At 38.1% G+C, this 17,581-nt stretch carries 12 protein-coding genes and 2 pseudogenes; 13 read left to right on the top strand and 1 reads right to left on the bottom strand.

Features of this window, described 5'->3' with window-relative positions; translation table 11 throughout:
• Positions 1-38: 38 nt before the first annotated feature.
• The 4 genes from QF028_RS22930 (at position 39) to tatC (ending at position 6,398) form a co-directional block, all read left to right on the top strand.
• Complete coding sequence (locus tag QF028_RS22930; protein WP_429472472.1) at positions 39-3,650, top strand: GH32 C-terminal domain-containing protein; 3,612 nt, start codon at positions 39-41, stop codon at positions 3,648-3,650.
• Positions 3,651-3,853: 203 nt separating this feature from the next.
• Positions 3,854-5,119, top strand: coding sequence for a NosD domain-containing protein (locus tag QF028_RS22925; protein ID WP_429469172.1), 1,266 nt, complete (start codon positions 3,854-3,856; stop codon positions 5,117-5,119).
• 283 nt (positions 5,120-5,402) lie between these two features.
• Positions 5,403-5,591, top strand: coding sequence for a twin-arginine translocase TatA/TatE family subunit (locus QF028_RS22920; protein WP_214998928.1), 189 nt, complete (start codon positions 5,403-5,405; stop codon positions 5,589-5,591).
• A gap of 78 nt (positions 5,592-5,669) precedes the next feature.
• Entirely contained in the window at positions 5,670-6,398 is a 729-nt protein-coding gene (gene tatC / locus QF028_RS22915; protein ID WP_429469168.1) for a twin-arginine translocase subunit TatC, read from the top strand.
• Between the two features lie 74 nt (positions 6,399-6,472).
• Here tatC and QF028_RS22910 read toward each other — a convergent pair.
• Positions 6,473-6,679, bottom strand: a pseudogene (locus tag QF028_RS22910) (DDE-type integrase/transposase/recombinase); the annotation flags it as partial.
• 484 nt (positions 6,680-7,163) lie between these two features.
• Between QF028_RS22910 and QF028_RS22905 the strand changes: the two are divergent.
• From QF028_RS22905 to QF028_RS22865, 9 genes and pseudogenes are all read left to right on the top strand, one after another.
• The gene (locus QF028_RS22905) at positions 7,164-8,507 is read left to right on the top strand and encodes a NosD domain-containing protein (protein WP_214998926.1); all 1,344 of its coding nucleotides are present in this window, start codon (positions 7,164-7,166) and stop codon (positions 8,505-8,507) included.
• 284 nt (positions 8,508-8,791) lie between these two features.
• Positions 8,792-9,340: pseudogene (locus tag QF028_RS22900) on the top strand (DUF4372 domain-containing protein); the annotation flags it as partial.
• Positions 9,341-9,628: 288 nt separating this feature from the next.
• A complete protein-coding gene (locus QF028_RS22895; RefSeq protein ID WP_429469165.1) occupies positions 9,629-10,441 on the top strand; it encodes a Cof-type HAD-IIB family hydrolase in 813 nt (270 codons plus the stop codon).
• Between the two features lie 145 nt (positions 10,442-10,586).
• Positions 10,587-11,561, top strand: a complete 975-nt coding sequence (locus QF028_RS22890; RefSeq protein ID WP_215014969.1) for a LacI family DNA-binding transcriptional regulator — start codon at positions 10,587-10,589, stop codon at positions 11,559-11,561.
• 245 nt (positions 11,562-11,806) lie between these two features.
• Positions 11,807-12,763 carry an ABC transporter permease gene (locus QF028_RS22885; protein WP_429469162.1) on the top strand — a complete coding sequence of 319 codons (957 nt, stop codon included), beginning with the start codon at positions 11,807-11,809 and terminating at the stop codon, positions 12,761-12,763.
• Between the two features lie 18 nt (positions 12,764-12,781).
• Positions 12,782-13,696: a carbohydrate ABC transporter permease gene (locus QF028_RS22880; protein ID WP_214998918.1), complete on the top strand. Its 915-nt coding sequence runs from the start codon at positions 12,782-12,784 to the stop codon at positions 13,694-13,696.
• Between the two features lie 85 nt (positions 13,697-13,781).
• Positions 13,782-15,422, top strand: coding sequence for an ABC transporter substrate-binding protein (locus tag QF028_RS22875; RefSeq protein ID WP_429469159.1), 1,641 nt, complete (start codon positions 13,782-13,784; stop codon positions 15,420-15,422).
• A gap of 315 nt (positions 15,423-15,737) precedes the next feature.
• The gene (locus QF028_RS22870) at positions 15,738-15,980 is read left to right on the top strand and encodes an aspartyl-phosphate phosphatase Spo0E family protein (protein WP_215014963.1); all 243 of its coding nucleotides are present in this window, start codon (positions 15,738-15,740) and stop codon (positions 15,978-15,980) included.
• Positions 15,981-16,056: 76 nt separating this feature from the next.
• Entirely contained in the window at positions 16,057-17,553 is a 1,497-nt protein-coding gene (locus QF028_RS22865) for a glycoside hydrolase family 32 protein (protein ID WP_429469155.1), read from the top strand.
• Positions 17,554-17,581: the final 28 nt, after the last annotated feature.

The following is a 17,581-nucleotide window of genomic DNA, read 5'->3' as shown; positions in this document are numbered from 1 at the left end:
ATAAGAATTTCAAATCTATTAATTGGGATGTGTTTAAACTGAAGAGAAGGTTTAGTATTCTATTAATTTGTTTCACGGTCTTATGTTTGCCATTAACAACTAACGCATTTGCAGAAGATCCAGGTTATTATAATGAGCCGTATCGTAACCAATTTCATTTTTCTCCCGAAGCGAACTGGATGAATGATCCAAATGGGATGGTTTATTATAAGGGTGAATATCATTTGTTTTATCAGTATCATCCATATGGAACAACATGGGGACCGATGCATTGGGGGCATGCTGTCAGTACGGATTTAGTACACTGGGAACATCTTCCTATTGCCTTATCTCCTGATGAAAATGGGGATATCTTCTCGGGAAGTGCGGTTATTGATTGGAACAATACGGCGGGATTTGGTAAAGAAGCAATGGTTGCAATCTTTACTCATTCTGGGGAAAAGGGACAAGTTCAAAGTATTGCGTACAGCAATGATAAAGGAAGGACATGGAAAAAGTATGAGGGTAATCCTGTTATGCCGGATGCCCCGATTCCTGACTGGCGCGATCCAAAAGTTTTTTGGTACGATGAGACAAATCAATGGGTGATGTCTCTAGCTGCGAAGGATAGAGTGATGTTCTATACTTCTCCAGATTTGAAAAATTGGAAATATGCAAGCGAGTTTGGTCCTGATGGCGGTATTCAAGCAAATGGACAGCCTGGTGCTTACTCGTATACCTTGTCACCTCAAAAGGGCGGATCTTTTACGCTAGAAGGGGATATCACTCTTGTTGAAAAAAATGGTCGAGAAGGAGCAGGAGGGGTTGTTTTTCGCTCAAATAAAGACGCAACCAGCGCATATATGGCAAAAGTGGATGCTGAAAAAGATCTCGTAACGCTAAGTAAAATCGATCAGGGAAAGGTAACTGATATTGCTTCAAAGTCAATGACTCTCGAAACTTCCCAAACTTATCATGTAAAGGTGGAGGCAGAGGCAAGCCATTTAAAAGTCTCCCTCAATGGTAAACAAGCTGTTGAAGGAACAGACTCATCCTTTGAAAATGGGCAGTTTGGATTAACGGCATGGAATTCTACCGCTGCGTTTCGTAATGTGGAATTTATGAACAAAACCAACTTTGTGACGAACTTGTCTGGATGGAAAACAGTAAATGGTACATGGAATGATACAAATGATGGTAAAAGTGGAAGCGCTGACAGTGATGGATTTATTATGAGTGAAGATCAGGGAGATCAATTTAGTTACGAGACAGAAATCACCATTGTAGGTGATAAGGGTGGTTCAGGTGCTCTTGTATTCCGCGCTGATGCAGATGCTAAGAATGGATATGTTGCTAGCATGGATGCCTCAACTGATACAATCAAGCTAATGAAGCTTGAAAATGGAACTGCCACTGTGATTGCGGAAAAAAATACTAAGATCGATACGGATCAAAAATATCGACTGAAGGTAAAAGCAGCTGGTGATCAAATCAAAGTATATGTAGACGATAATCTTATTCATGATGTAAATGATGCAACCTTTTCAAGCGGTTTGTTCGGTTTACATGTTGGGAACTCTTCTGCATTGTTCCAAAATGTTAATACAGGCAAATATATTGTGACAGACGCAAAGGAAATTGAAAATCACGATTTTGAAACAGGAGATTTGACTGGCTGGAAAGTGGTAAGAGGAGATGCGTTTACAAACGATCATGTGAGCGACACGACAACATATTGGGGCGGTCCCTTTGGACAAAATGGAAAATACCATTTATGGGGGTTTTCCGACAAACATAATGGAGACGATGCGACAGGAGAATTGAATTCTTCTTACTTTAAGCTGAGCGGTTCCGGTGAAATCAATTTATTAATCGGTGGCGGAAATGACATTGCAAACCGCTATGTTGCCTTAGTAAGAGCCTCTGATGACAAAGAATTGATTCGCCAGGCAAATACGAAATTTGCTGATGAAAAGTATCAACGTTATGTGTGGGACGCGTCAAAGTATTTAGGGGAAGTATTATATATCAAAGTGGTCGATAATGCTACAGGGGGCTGGGGCCATATTAATATTGATGATGTTAACGTATATAATACGGGTAACATGCCTGCACAAGTTGACAATGTAGCACAAGAACAAGAATCTCAGGTTGCAGAACAAAGAGATAACGGAAAGTTAACTGACTGGAATACAGTGACAGGTGACTGGATAGCGTCTACTTACGGAAGTAACAATGGTATATGGGAGTGCCCTGCATTATTTCAACTACCGGTGGACGGAAATCCGAACAACAAAAAATGGGTGTTGCAAGTAAGTATTAATGATGGTGCGCCAGCTGGCGGCTCAGGTATGCAATACTTTGTCGGTGATTTCGACGGAAAAACATTTAAAAGTGAAAACCCGCCTCAGCAGACATTGTGGTCTGACTACGGTGCAGATTTTTATGCAGGGGTAGAATGGAGCGGGATTGAAGGTAAAAACGGGGAGAAGTATTGGCTTGGCTGGATGAGCAACTGGCAGTATGCAAACAATACACCAACTACGACATGGAGAAGTTCTACATCGCTGCCTAGGGAATTAGAGTTAACGAAAACGACAGAAGGGCTTCGTTTAAAACAAACACCAATTTCTTTGCAAGGAATTCGCAAGCATCAAGAGAAAACATCGTTTGAGAATAAGACAATTTCCGGAAATAGTAATCTTCTTTCAGGAATTACCGGAGATACTTTTGAAATCATTGCGGAATTTGATGTTTCCAGTACAAAAGCAACGGAGTTTGGACTCCAGGTTCGTAAAGGAAGTACGGAACAAGCTACAATCGGTTATGATGTAAGCAGCCAGAAACTATTTGTTGACCGAACGAATTCCGGAGGCTTTAACTTTGGACAGAATGTAAAAGGAAAGCACACTGCTCCAATGAGTTCAACAGACGGAACGGTAAAAATGCATATTTTCTTAGATCGCTCATCTGCTGAAGTCTTTGGAAACGAAGGGGCAAGCGTTATTACCGATCAACTGTTTCCGCTTCCGTCAAGCAATGGGTTAGAGCTTTATAGTAAGGGCGGAGAAGTCAAATTAAAATCACTTGATGTTTACCCATTAAAGTCCATTTGGGGAAAGAGCCCTGTTCATACAAAAATGTCAGGATGGACAACAGTGAATGGTCTTTGGACCGATACGATTGCCGGAAAGCAAGGTCAAAGTCAAGGAGATGCGTTTATTCTTTCAAACGAAAAAGGCAGTGATTTTACGTATGAAGCGAAAATTAAAGTACTTGATACTGATTCCCACCCAAGCGATCCATCCAAAGATACAGTTGGAAATCCAATCGGTGCCGGTGCGTTAGTATTCCGCTCTGATGCAGATGCGAAAAATGCCTATGTTGCAAATGTTGATGTTCTCAATAACACGGTAAAACTAGTTAAGTTTGCCGATGGAAGAGGCACGGATCTCGCTGTTTACAATGACAATGGAAAACTACAATTAAAAGCAAACACAGATTATCACCTGAGAGTTGTTACAAAAGGTGACAGTATTAAAGTTTATCTGGATGACAAGCTTGTTATTGATACAGTAGACAATGCATTTAAAGACGGCTATGCCGGATTAAATGTATGGCACTCTACAAGTGTATTCAATCAGATTAAATACACTCCTAAAAAACAATAATAGCAATGAGGCACCTGTACAGGCTATCGATTCATTTGATAGCCTGTAAGATGAAAAGGATATTGAGGTCCTATGTTTCTAACAAATCCTATTTGCACCAGAACCAAAATATGGAGCAACTAATGGCATAAAAATAAGTTTTGAAAATTTATAAGCCCCAACGGGAAAATTATTGATTTTTAGCCAATTAATGGGAGGGCAATATGGAAACAAATAAATCTATTAAAAAGTCATATTCAAAAGAACGAAGGAACTTTGTAGTAGGATCATCTGTTTGGTTATTAGTATTTTTAAGCGGTTTTCCTTTTAAGGCAAAAGAAGTAAGCGCTCTCACTCCTCAAACTATGACACTTAACCCAGTAGATTATGGAGCAAAGTTAAATGACCCCACTTTTCGTCGCAACGCAGACATTATTAATGATCTTATTAATACTATGCCTCCATCTGGAGGAGTCATTGAATTACCAGCAGGAGAAATGTGGATTTATGCACCAATTAAAATTAATCGCTCTTATGTGACAATCAGAGGCGTTAATGCAGGTACACGTTCGAATGTCGATGCCGAAGAACCACCAGGTCCAGATCAACCAGCTCTAAATCATCCAGGTGGAGGAAGTAAACTTGTATTAGGTGATGCTACTGTTGATTTTAAAATAGGTATCCTTTCTGAAAAACGCGCTGGAGCACCACGAGTATCTTCGATTCAACTGGAAAACTTTTTGATTCAAGGTCGTGGAACAAACCAAGGTCAAACTGCTATTAGTATCGACCAAGATAATGATGCAGTTCATATTATTGGTGTTTCAACTATCAACGTAGATACAGGTTTAAAATTAAGTGGAGCTGACGCAGGCATGGTAAGAGGCTGTTGGATTTCAGAAGTTCGTAATGGACTTCTTGCGGTCGGTTCTTCTCAGCAATTATTAGTAGCCAATAACCACTTTGGAGCACAACCGTCAGGAAAAAGTGTATTTTTAGAAAATCCTAAATGGGCAAATATTGTAGGTAACAACATCTATCCTGATGGATATGTATGTTTAGAAGCTATAGGAGCCAATGACTGTACGTTTACAGGAAATAATATCCAAAGCTACTACACTGGTGCTGTTATTATTAAAGGAAATGGAAATTTGTTTTCTGGAAAAGTGCAAGCGCTCAGAGATGGTGCAGGTAACTGGAATATTGATGGTGACCCTATTGGGCGTGATGGTCTTTATGGACTGATTCATGTTAATGGAAATGATAATCATATCACTGCGTCAACTATCAATTCTGCTCAACCAGAAAATGACACTCGTATCTTAATTATGGGTGGTAATGGAAACTGGGTGACTAATACCAAGATTTATGGTATTTCTTCGAATCGAAAAGTTGTAGTCAATGGTTCCTGCGTGGATACACGTATTGTTCATTCTGCGTCATCGCTTGATGTAGATAAATCTAGTTCAAATACAATAATCGTTTGGTAATTTATTACTCTGCTATTACTCTATTTCACAATAGCAGAGCATACCTATAAAATACGTCTTTCGTGGAATCACAACCTGGCTCGTGTTTGGATGAGGTTTTTTTAATTCGAATGCATTCATCTTACCAATATCATAAACTATCCAAATAGTACAAAAGATCTATAAATCTTCTCTCCAATTTTGGGCGCTTTATTCTTAGGAATTGGAGCAGAATTAAACCATTCTGAAAATAACAATAAATGTCTAAAAAAGAATTACAAGATTTAACTACTAGGAGGAAAATATGATGCAAAATATCGGAATTCCAGGGTTAATACTTATCTTAACACTCGCGCTTATCATTTTCGGTCCTTCTAAATTACCGGAAATCGGAAGAGCATTTGGCTCAACTTTAAGGGAATTTAAAAAGTCTACTAGAGAGATTGTGACAGATGATCTTAATGAAGAGACATCTAGTAAAAAAGAAAAATGAGATAAATAAATTAAGAGGAGATGTAGATCCGTCTTACATCTCTTTTTTTATGGAGTGATTATGTTGGAAGATCGAGACATGCACATAGTTCAACACTTGGAAGAGCTGCGCAAACGTATTATCATTACTTTCCTCGTCTTTCTGCTGTTTTTAGTGATGGTATTTGTATATGTTCAAGATATTTACCATGTGTTAGTCAAAGATTTGCCATTTAAGCTAGCATTGCTAGGGCCAAGTGATATCTTAATCGTTTATTTTATGATTGCCAGCGTCGTTGCCATTGCAGCTACTATACCAGTTGGTGCGCACCAAGCATGGCTGTTTGTACGTCCGGCATTAACACCAAAAGAACGTAAAGTTACAATCACTTATATTCCAGCACTATTTATCTTATTTGTATTAGGAATTAGTTTTGGTTACTATATTCTATTACCTCTTGTACTAAATTTTTTAATGTCGCTATCAAACGACATGTTTAATACGTTCTTTACAACGGAGAAATATTTTCAATTTTTGCTTCACATGACATTGCCTTTTGGATTTCTGTTTGAACTACCCGTTGTCATGCTGTTTTTAACAAGCTTAGGAATTATCAATCCGTACCGTCTGCAAAAAATCCGAAAATATGCCTACTTCATATTAATCGTCGTTTCAATTTTGATTACGCCACCAGATTTTCTATCAGATATCCTTGTAAGTATACCTTTATTACTCTTATATGAAGGCAGTGTCAGTTTATCAAAATTCGTATATAAACGACAGCATAGGGCTAAAGAAGGTAATAAAGATGTATACGAATCTATTTAAAAACAAGAAAAAGGGTTCTGGTGCAAATATAACGACAGTTTGAAAAAACGAATAGATTCCTTCGGAATCCTATCCTATGCAGTAAGTCCAAACAATAGATGTATAAACTCTGTCTGATTTTGGACAGATCTCTCCCGTAAGAAAATTTGCTATTTTCGAAGCATATGCATTGTTTCTATACCACTTAATATCTTTTTGGCAGTTTGGAACGATTTTAATCCTAGCATAGAACGAACTCGCTTCTTTATAAAGCGATGGTCTTGCTCAATGATATTATTTAGTTACTTCTGTTGTCTTATTTGGGGTAGTACCAGCGAAGCTGTCACCACCCGCAAAAAGGAATTGTCAAGATAACAATAAGTTATTTAAGTTTAATACTTCTAACATGCATACCTTCATCCTGTTTTAGATGGGGGTAAAATAAAGTTGTTAAATTTTTTTATAATGGATGTTTTAGCAATAAAGTCGTTTAAAAATCTAAGTTTTATTCCACAATCGGGCCATTTAATTGAATAAGATTCTCAAAAACACTGGATATATATATTATAAAAGGAATTTTATATAAATTCAGAGAATATAACTATATCTTTTGGAAAATGGGAGATGGAACAGTGAATTATTTTATTTTAACGGGTGCTTCAAAAGGTATAGGAGAATCTCAGAAAAGCTGCAGGAAAAGCACGAATTCGTAAGGCTTACTTCCAGCTATATCAAGGAAAAAGTAGTTTATGAACAAACACACTAAATTGATAGGAGAATTTATTTATGGCTAGTAAAAATTATTACGACGTAACAGAGTGGCCTGTCGGTAATCCGTATGAGGATATTGGTGAGGTAATCAATAGCATTATAGCAGATATTAAAAGTAGGCAAACGGACACTGATGTGAATAAAGGCGGAAAGCCGGGTGCGGTTATCTATATTCCACCGGGAGATTATCATCTTGGCAGTCAAGTAGTTATAGACATCAGTTATCTTAAAATTATGGGTTCTGGACACGGGTTTACATCTTCGAGTATTCGTTTTAATACTTCTGAGAATAAATGGGCGGATTTGCATGAATTGTGGCCGGGAGGAAGTCGCATACTCGTAGATATTCCCCTAGAAGTAAATGACGAGGAATATAAAGGAGCTGCATTTTATGTTGAACGAAGTGGAAATCCCCGAATAAGTTCGGTAGAGTTTTCTGACTTTTGTATTGATGGTTTGCATTTTATTGAAGATGGTTCAGGAGAAACAAATCCGGAAAACACATACACTAACGGGAAAACGGGTATTTATGTTGCAAGTGCTTGTGACTCATTTCGGATTACAGGCATGGGGTTTGTGTATTTAGAGCATGGAATTACTATTTATCATGCAGATGCACTGACTATACATGATAATTTCATAGCTGAATGTGGTAACTGTATAGAACTACGAGGTTGGGGACAGGCTTCAAAAATAACCGATAACTTGATAGGAGCTGGTTTTAAAGGATATTCAATTTACGCTCAAAATTTTGGTGGACTTTTGATTACAGCGAATAATGTTTTTCCACGAGGTGCGAGCAGTATCTATTTTGATGGTGTGACACGTTCCAGTATCACAAATAATAGACTTCATTCATTTTATCCAGGAATGGTGGTATTCAGGGAAAATTGCTCGGAAAACTTGGTTTCTACAAATCACTTTTTACGTGACCATGAACCTTGGACTCCTTTTGTGGGAATAGACAATGGTTTAGATGATTTGTATGGTCTCCTCTATATCAGTGGCAATAATAATTCTGTAATTGCTAATCACTTTTCTGAAGTAATTAATACTCAGAACATCAAGCCGGTAGGTGCAACACCTGTAATCATACGTATTGTTTCGGGTAATGGAAATTATATTTCTAATAATCATGTTGTTGCCACGGAGGTTCATGCCAAGATAAGTGATTCATGTTTCTCTGCGCAAGTAGACGCTTTGTTGACTACCGAAGCATCAGAGCCGCTTACCGTAACAACAGTATTGGTAGAAAAAGAATCGCTTCAAAATACGATTCTTGATTCGGGAAGTGATGCACAGGTTGTTATGGACAAGACTGTAAATGCATTCAGAGCCACTCCAACGCCAGGAGCATAAATAATATATTCAACTATGTTTTTGTGGTAGTTTTTGTTCCAAAGTTTCAATTGCAAGTCGGACACTTGAATTATTTCGTTTGTCATTTAATTTTTGGGGTGCTTCCTAGCGATGGAAGTGCCTCTTTTTATAGTGTTTCCCATATTTGGAAATGCCAATAAAGTAGACAGAAAAAAGGAATGTTTCTTTAGGAAGACTGCCAGAAAATGTCTTCTTTTAAGTTTGGAGAAAGCATGACAATGGTAGAATGAGGTCTTCTAGGATTATAAAACCGGGCATCGCCGATTTCCAATGAATTATTTACGGAACAGGTCCAGCTCCATTGTCTCGATTACTATACAAAGAAGCTCCACATGGCTTCTTTCACGAAGTTACTCTTGTACGCACAACTTCACGAAACAGAAAGTCTGCGCGCCGTCAGCGACAGCGTCTTTTCTGAGGAACTGCAGGAAGCCAAAGGGTTGGATTCCATCAGCTTTTCCCAGCTCGGCAGACGGTTGCGCAAAGTGCCGACGGAGTTCTTCCAGGTCATCTTTCTCGAGCTGGTCGCACAGATCCACGAAGCGACGGATTTCCAGATGCGTCGCAAACGGACCGTTCCGCTGAAGATCATCGATTCCAGCACATTGCCTTTGAACTTGAATAACCACCGATGGGCGGCGTTCCGGCAAACCAAGTCCGGCATAAAGCTTCATCTGCGGCTCGTGTTCATGGAAAATGGCTGTTCCTACCCCGATCAGGCGGTCTTGACGAACGCCAAGGAACACGATCGCGGCCAACTGGAAGTGCTGGTTGATGACAAGGAATGCATGTATGTGTTCGACCGCGGCTACTTTCATTGAAAAAGGTAGAATCATAGAGGAGGGATCCCATGACGAATTAATTAGGCGTAAGGAGTATTACTGGAAGCTATACCATTCAAAGTGCGGTAATGAGATGTGTCAGTTCATAAAGGTAAAAGGACAAAATTAGTTAACTTAAAGAAGAAAACCAATTTTTATTGACAATATATTCATGATCTTCAAATCGACGATATAATTGATATATTAACTTACTAAAAATTTAGACACTTGTTATAAATTCCGACTAAAAACATTTTATTAAGGACTAGGGGGATTCATATGGGTAATTTCAAAATGGTATGTTTGGATATTGATGGAACATTGCTGAATTCCAGGCATGAAATTTCTGACAAAACGAAACAAGTCATTCAGAATGTTGCAAATCAAAAATATATTCCAGTCATCTTAGTTTCTGCAAGAATGCCAAAAGGTATGTTGTCCTTACAGAAAGAGCTAAATATTGTTCAGCCGATTATTTGTTACAGCGGTGCTCTTATTTGGAATCATGGTGATCTGCAATTGAACATTACGATACCAGTTTCAGATGTAAAGAAGGTGTATACTATTGTCAAAAACTTAAGCATCCATATCAGTTTATACAAGGATGATGAATGGTATATAGAAGAAATGGATGAATGGGCAAAACAAGAGAGTGAAATAACCAGTATTACTCCTGCTATTTCCGATTTTAGTAACCTATTTACTATTTGGGAGCAAGAAAGTACTGGACCTAATAAAATTTTATGTATGGCCGAATCCCATAAGATACATCAATTGGATGTAAAAATAAATGATTATCTCTCTAGCTATTTAAATATATACCCTTCAAAACCTACCTACTTAGAAATAATGCCGAAACATACAACCAAAACTTCTGCCATTGAATTTTTATGCAAAGAGTTTGATATCCTAAAAAACGAGATTATCGCAATAGGCGACAACTATAACGATATGAATATGATCGAATTTGCGGGACTTGGAATTGCCATGGGAAATGCACCGGAACAAGTGAAACAAATTGCTAATGATATCACACTTTCCAATGATGAGGACGGTGTAGCAGAGGCATTAAAAAAATACATTCTATCTTAAAAAATCAGAAAAATTAATTTATTTAAAAAAAACGTTGAAACGTTTCCAAGATGGTGATATCATAGGTTCATGGAAACGTTGAAACGTTTCCAAAGTAAAGATATCATAAGTTTATGAAATCGCTTTAATATTGGAGGTAGTTGTAGTGCCAAGTTTAAAAGATGTTGCAGACCTGGCAGGAGTTGGAGTTGGCACTGTTTCACGAGTCATTAACAATCATCCGAATGTAAGGAACGAAACACGGGAGAAAGTGAATGCTGCGATCAAACAATTAAATTATATTCCAAACGAAGTAGCAAGAAATTTTAAAATGCAAAAATCAACAATGGTTGCGCTGTTGATTCCGAGTGTATGGCATCCATTTTTCTCAGAACTCGCCTATTATATCGAAGATGAGCTTGACCGAGAAGGGTATAAATTGATGCTTTGCAATAGTGGGGGCAGACCCGACAAAGAGCTTTATTATTTAGATATGCTCAATCAGAATAAAGTAGCAGGCATTATTGGAATCACTTACAATGACATCGAAGATAGTGTGAGTACTGATATTCCGATTATCAGCATTGACCGCCATTTTGGAAAAAAAATCACATGCGTAACCTCGGATAACTACACTGGCGGCCGCATTGCCGTAAGAGAGCTTGTGAAAGCGGGAACTAAAAAAGCCGCATATCTTGCAACCTATAGTGATGTTTATAGTGAGGTTGAACTTCGGAAAAAAGGATTCATCGATGAAGCAGAGGCTCAAGGTATCGAATATATCATCTACGAGGAGCTTGATGCTGTTTTTAATGATGAAAAATACTTCGAAAATTTCTTTAAAATAAAAGAACATCAGGATGTGGACGGGATATTTGCCAATACCGATCTGCTTGCCGCCAAATATATCGATAAAGCTAAACAATATGGCTTGCGGACTCCAGAGGATGTAAAAGTAATTGGTTATGATGGAATTCAGGATAATAAGCTGTTTCATCCAATTCTATCAACGATCCGGCAGCCGGTTGAAGAAATGGCAAGAATGTCTGTTCAACTTCTATTAAGAAAAATTGAAGGTGAAACATTGGAGCAACAGATTTACAGACTGCCTGTTATGTACAGAGAAGGGGAAACGACTTAGCTGTGTCAAATTTTTTAGCTCATCATTGGAAACGTTTTATTGAATCTCAATGATGTAAGATTGAGAGAAACGGCTCAGTTAAGTACCGTTTTTTAGTCTTTATTGGAAACGTTTCAATAAAAACAATTGAGTAAAAGATTTTACCAAATCCTTTATCAAGTAAAAACTACTTAGCAAAATAATTTTTTTAACTTCAATTGGAAACGTTTCAATTAATATAACTAAATTGAAAGTGAGGCAAGAATATGGAAGTGGCAAGGAAAGCAAATCCGATCATCGATTCACCCATCCAAGTAAGAAAAGCATCAAAACTAAAAAAAGTCTTGAGTAATTATCAGCTCTATTTGTTTCTTTTACCCGCTTTAGTTTATTTTATTGTTTTCCATTATGTCCCGATGTATGGAATATTAATTGCTTTTAAAGATTTTGTGGCAACAAAAGGAATTATGGGAAGTCCGTGGGTTGGATTTAAACACTTTGAGCGATTTTTTGAATCTTATCAATTTTGGACCCTTATCAAAAACACGCTTGGTCTTAGCGTTATACAACTAATCGTTGGTTTTCCGCTTCCAATTTTTCTAGCTCTCATGATGAACCAAATTAGAAGTGATAAGTACAAACGTTTTATTCAAACAGTTGTTTATGCGCCGCATTTTATATCAGTAGTTGTTTTAGCGGGTATGATTTATGTCTTCTTTTCAAACAATGGGCTTATTAATAACTTAATCCTGATTTTTGGCGGCGATCCGATTTCGTTTATGGCAAAACCTGATTGGTTTAAACCATTATATATTGCCTCAGGCGTTTGGCAAGAAACCGGATGGGCTGCGATTATATATCTAGCAGCGCTTGCAGGAGTCAGCCCTGAACTGCATGAGGCTGCGGTAATGGATGGAGCAAATAAGTGGCAGCGGATTTTTCATGTGGATATTCCGGCGATTATGCCAACGGCTGTTATTCTATTAATCCTAAACGTTGGTAACATTATGAATATTGGTTTTGAAAAGGCCTACCTGTTACAAACACCAATGAACCAGCCGGCAGCAGAGATTATCCCAACCTATGTTTATAAGATGGGGTTACAGCAGGCGCAATATAGTTTTGCTGCTGCAGTAGGATTATTTAATTCTGTAATTAACTTAGCTTTACTAATCGCAGTAAATAAGTCCGCTAAAAAATTATCCGGAACAGGACTATGGTAACTAGGAGGTGCATCAATAATGAGTTTATTAGCCTTAAAAAATAAGAAGATTACCAGAAGATCGAAAGAAGATATAGTCTTTGATATTATTAACTTTTTTCTGGTCGCGATCATCTTACTATTGGTAGTCTATCCATTGTACTTTATTGTAATTGCCTCTATCAGTGACCCAAACATGATTTACGAAGGAAAGGTATGGCTATTGCCGAAAGAGCTGACCCTTGAAGGGTATCAGCGAATCTTTGGAGACAGCAAGATTTGGCTGGGCTATAAGAACTCCATCATGTATACGGTGGTTGGTACGATTGTAAACGTTTCTTTTACCTTAATGGCTGCCTATGCATTATCAAGAAAAGATTTATATGGAAGAAATGTGATTATGTTTTTATTCCTCATGACGATGTTTTTCTCAGGCGGACTCATTCCTACATACCTGGTTGTTAAGAATCTGGGTTTGCTAAATACAATGTGGGCGTTGATCCTGCCGAAAGCTGTAGCTGTCTGGAACGTGATAGTAGCTAAAACGTTTTTTGAGTCTTCTATTCCTGGTGAGTTATTAGAAGCGGCCAAAATAGATGGATGTTCCGATGCGAAATTTTTCTGGAAGATTGTTCTGCCGTTATCAAAACCGATTGTCGCTGTCATGGTGTTATTCTATGCCGTTGGACACTGGAACTCCTATTTTGATGCTTTAATCTATTTAAATAATGAAAATTTATATCCGTTGCAATTGATTTTACGAAACATTTTAATTCAAAATCAGGCATCCACAATGATGATCAGTGATTTGGACTCCTTGGCCGCAAAACAAAGAGTGTCTGAGCTAATTAAATACGGTGTGATTATTGTTGCTTCCATCCCGCTTTTAATCGTCTATCCATTTGTTCAAAAATACTTTGTCAAGGGTGTTATGATCGGTGGAATTAAAGGTTAATCGAAATGATTTGTAATAAGGGGTGGTGGTCGACGTCATTTATAGTTTGCCATCCATTTAATCGATCTAATAGGGGGAAAAACAAATGTTGAAATCAATCAAGAAAAATGTTCAGAAAAACAAGAAAAAGAGCATAGCAATGGCATTGGTTTTAGGATTAAGTGCTTCATTCGTATTAACTGGCTGTTCAAACAGTGATTCTGCCAGTTCCGAGAAAAAAGCAGATGCTGCCTTTCATAAAACAGGTTTACCGATTGTCGACAAACAGGTTACGTTGAACATTGTTTCACCAAAAGCAGCTCTGGCACCTGACTATTCGAAAATGGTGATTTTTGACCGACTTCAAAAAGCAACGAACGTTCAAATTAAATGGAATAATATCCCTGGAGATGGATATCAAGAAAAGAAAAATTTAATGCTGGCAAGCGGTGACCTGCCAGATGCGTTCTATTCATCAGGCTTTTCTGATCATGATCTCGCCCAATATGGTCAGAACGGCACCATTATCCCATTAGAGGATTTAATCGACAAATATGCACCAAATTTAAAGAAACTATTTGAAGAGAGACCAGAGTTGAAAAAGGTTGTAACCGCACCAGATGGGCATATTTATTCCCTTCCGCGTGCTGAGGAAATGGATCTAATCGGTATGCCAAATATTATGTTCATCAACAAAGCATGGTTAGATAAGCTTGGCCTAAAAATGCCGACAACATTAGAGGAATACCATGATGTGTTAAAAGCATTTAAAGAGAAGGATCCGAACGGAAACGGTAAGAAAGATGAAATTGGGTTGACTTTCTGGTATAACGGCTGGTGCGGTAATGAAGGAGATTTAATTGGTTTATTCGGAATGCCGGATGCTCCATTTGAAGCTGACCACCGTATTGTAAGAGATGGAAAAGTCCTTTATGCAGCGGTTCAGCCAGAGTTTAAAGAAGCCATTAAGTATTATAACGGCTGGGTAAAAGAAGGTTTAATTGACCCTGAGGTCGTAACCCAAAAGACGGAGCAGCTGTTTGCCAAAGGGAAAACACAGAATCCAACACTAGGCTCGTTCATTTGGTGGGAAAATACGGAAGTAGTTGGACCGGATCGAGTTAAAGATTATGTCGTATTACCGCCATTAAAAGGGAAAGATGGCAAAATTGTGATTGGACGTTCCAACTATTCCGAATATGGAAGAGATGCCTTTGTGATTACCTCAGCTAACAAAAACCCTGAGATTACGATGCGCTGGGTTGACCAATTATATGAGCCAAAAATGTCAGCACAAATTAACTGGGGCCCAATTGGTGAAATTTACGAGGAAGATGCGAATGGCATGTTAGTGAATAAAGAGCTTCCAGCAGGCGTAGCAATGGGTGAATTACGTCAAAAGGTTGCTCCGGGCGGTCCGTTTGTAGTCTTAAAGGAGCACTTTGGCAAAGTTGTAGACATGGAGCCAAGAGCAAAGGAAAGATTACAAATTCTTGACCAGTATTATAAACCACATATGGAACAAGAAAGCTATCCATCCATCTTCTTTAGCCCTGAAGAGCTTGAAGTGATTAATACGATTGAGCCGGAAATTAAAGCCTTTGTGAAGCAAAAAGAAGCTCAATGGTTGATCGAGGGAGGAATTGAGAAGGAATGGGATGCGTATGTGAAGCAATTAAATGATATGGGTCTTGATAAATTAATGAAAGTTTACCAAAAAGGATTAGACCGCTATAACAAACAATAATCCCAATATAAAGCCAGATATTCTTTCTCGTCTGGCTTTTCTTTTCAAAAAATAAGAAATAGGATGATGTACATGTTTGATGTCACGGCTTTAGGAGAAGATTTAATTGATTTCACACCCTCCGGTCATTCGGAAAAGGTGGAATTCCCAGTATTCCAACCATCGATCAGGTTGAAAGGTTTTTAAAAAAAGGCTTTGTTAAAGGCTAGTGTTGATTTTGGGTGAAGGGTAAAAGTCTGTGCTGGTTTTATATAGAAAGATTAGTTTTTATATATTAACAATATTCGATGAACTGTGTGAAAGGAAATAAAATCAATGGTTTTGGGGACTGTATCAGCTTTACGGGAGACTATAGATGAATTTCGCCAGAGTATGTACGAATTAGCAAAGAAGAAGGGCATTTCTGATCCACGTGTAATAAAAATTAGTCAGCAATTAGATGGAAAAATCATGATGTTGCAAAAAATCATATACCATTCTCAATCTATATCAACAGCAAAGACTCTTTATTATGATGAAAACAAGATTGAACCTGTTAATATTACTCATAGTAAATAGTTTAACTGAAATAATCAACAGCAAACCTTAACAAAGCCTAAAAAAAAGAGTTCCTGAGAAAGGAAGAGTGTAAGAAATGAATAACAACGTACTGGAAAAACAACAGTATTTTACAGAAAAATACCGTCCGCAGTACCACTTCTCGCCAGAGAGAAACTGGATGAATGACCCGAATGGTATGGTGTTTTATAACGGGGAATATCACTTATTTTATCAATATCATCCCAATGGAACAACATGGGGTCCGATGCATTGGGGACATGCGGTAAGTAAAGATCTTGTTCACTGGGAACACCTCCCGATTGGTTTGGCACCAGATGAGCATGGAACGATTTTTTCCGGAAGTGCAGTCGTAGATTGGAACGACACTAGCGGTTTCTTTGAAGGGAAATCAGGGTTAGTGGCAATTTTCACCCATGCCGATACATACCCTGATTCTGATCGTCCACGACAAAGGCAGAGTCTAGCCTATAGCAAAGACAATGGGCGTACATGGATAAAATATAAGGGGAACCCTGTTCTGCAAGATGAAAGTATAACAGATTTTCGTGATCCAAAAGTGTTCTGGCATCGTGAAACTAACCAATGGGTCATGGTATTAGCCGCAGGTCAAACGGTTAGAATTTATACTTCCCAAAATTTAACTTCATGGGAGTTTGCCAGTGAATTTGGAGAAGGACATGGCTCACATCAGGGTGTCTGGGAGTGTCCCGACCTTTTTGAATTACCTGTTGATGGGGATTCCAATCAGAAAAAATGGGCGCTATTTGTCAGCATTGGCAATGATCCAAAATATGAAGAAGGATCCAGAACGCAATATTTTATTGGCGATTTTGATGGTAAAACATTTTTCAACGATTACAAACCAGAAACGTCCCTTTGGATTGATCATGGACGCGATAATTATGCGGGCGTTAGCTGGTCCGATGTTCCAGCTGAAGACGGAAGAAGGATTTATATTGGCTGGATGAGCAACTGGCAATATGCAAATGTTACTCCTACAAAAGAATGGCGAAGTGCGATGACGATTCCTAGAGTACTTGAGCTAAAGAAAACCGAAGAAGGGATTCGGCTTGTACAAAAACCGGTTCGTGAGTTACAAGGTATTCGTGATGAAAAAATATTAATTCAAAACGAAGTGGTTGTACCAGGTAAAAATCTTTTGGAAAATGTGAATAGTAACACATTCGAAATCATTGCCGAGTTTGAAATTGGAACCGCAACGGAATTTGGGTTCAAGGTTTGTAAGGGAGCCAATGAAGAAACAATTATTGGATTTGATGTAGAAAACCAAACATTATTTATAGATCGAACTAATTCGGGAGAGGCTGCTTTCCATGAGGCCTTCGCAGGAAAACATGAGTGCTATCTACTTCCAGAAAATAATAAGATCACTCTACATGTTTTTGTTGACCAGTCGTCTGTAGAATTGTTTGGAAATAATGGAAAGTCCGTCATAACGGACTTGATCTTCCCAAATCAAGAAAATAAGCAATTGGAGCTCTATGTAAAACATGGAGAAATTAAGTTACACTCGTTAGAGCTTTATTCGTTAAAATCTACTTGGCGATAATGTAGTGAAAAGGTAATAGGGGGAATGA

It is taken from the genome of Neobacillus sp. B4I6, from assembly GCF_050434045.1.
In the GTDB taxonomy this organism is placed as follows: Bacteria; Bacillota; Bacilli; order Bacillales; family Cytobacillaceae; genus Neobacillus.
This window is presented reverse-complemented; position numbering and strand designations above follow the sequence as displayed.

Bases quoted from the DNA above. Each gene is read 5' to 3' on its own strand.
- QF028_RS22905 (WP_214998926.1), top strand. From the start codon at position 7,164: ATGGCTAGTAAAAATTATTACGACGTAACAGAGTGGCCTGTCGGTAAT.
- QF028_RS22885 (WP_429469162.1), top strand. From the start codon at position 11,807: ATGGAAGTGGCAAGGAAAGCAAATCCGATCATCGATTCACCCATCCAA.
- QF028_RS22880 (WP_214998918.1), top strand. From the start codon at position 12,782: ATGAGTTTATTAGCCTTAAAAAATAAGAAGATTACCAGAAGATCGAAA.
- QF028_RS22925 (WP_429469172.1), top strand. From the start codon at position 3,854: ATGGAAACAAATAAATCTATTAAAAAGTCATATTCAAAAGAACGAAGG.
- QF028_RS22895 (WP_429469165.1), top strand. From the start codon at position 9,629: ATGGGTAATTTCAAAATGGTATGTTTGGATATTGATGGAACATTGCTG.
- QF028_RS22875 (WP_429469159.1), top strand. From the start codon at position 13,782: ATGTTGAAATCAATCAAGAAAAATGTTCAGAAAAACAAGAAAAAGAGC.
- QF028_RS22865 (WP_429469155.1), top strand. From the start codon at position 16,057: ATGAATAACAACGTACTGGAAAAACAACAGTATTTTACAGAAAAATAC.
- QF028_RS22870 (WP_215014963.1), top strand. From the start codon at position 15,738: ATGGTTTTGGGGACTGTATCAGCTTTACGGGAGACTATAGATGAATTT.
- tatC (WP_429469168.1), top strand. From the start codon at position 5,670: ATGCACATAGTTCAACACTTGGAAGAGCTGCGCAAACGTATTATCATT.
- QF028_RS22920 (WP_214998928.1), top strand. From the start codon at position 5,403: ATGATGCAAAATATCGGAATTCCAGGGTTAATACTTATCTTAACACTC.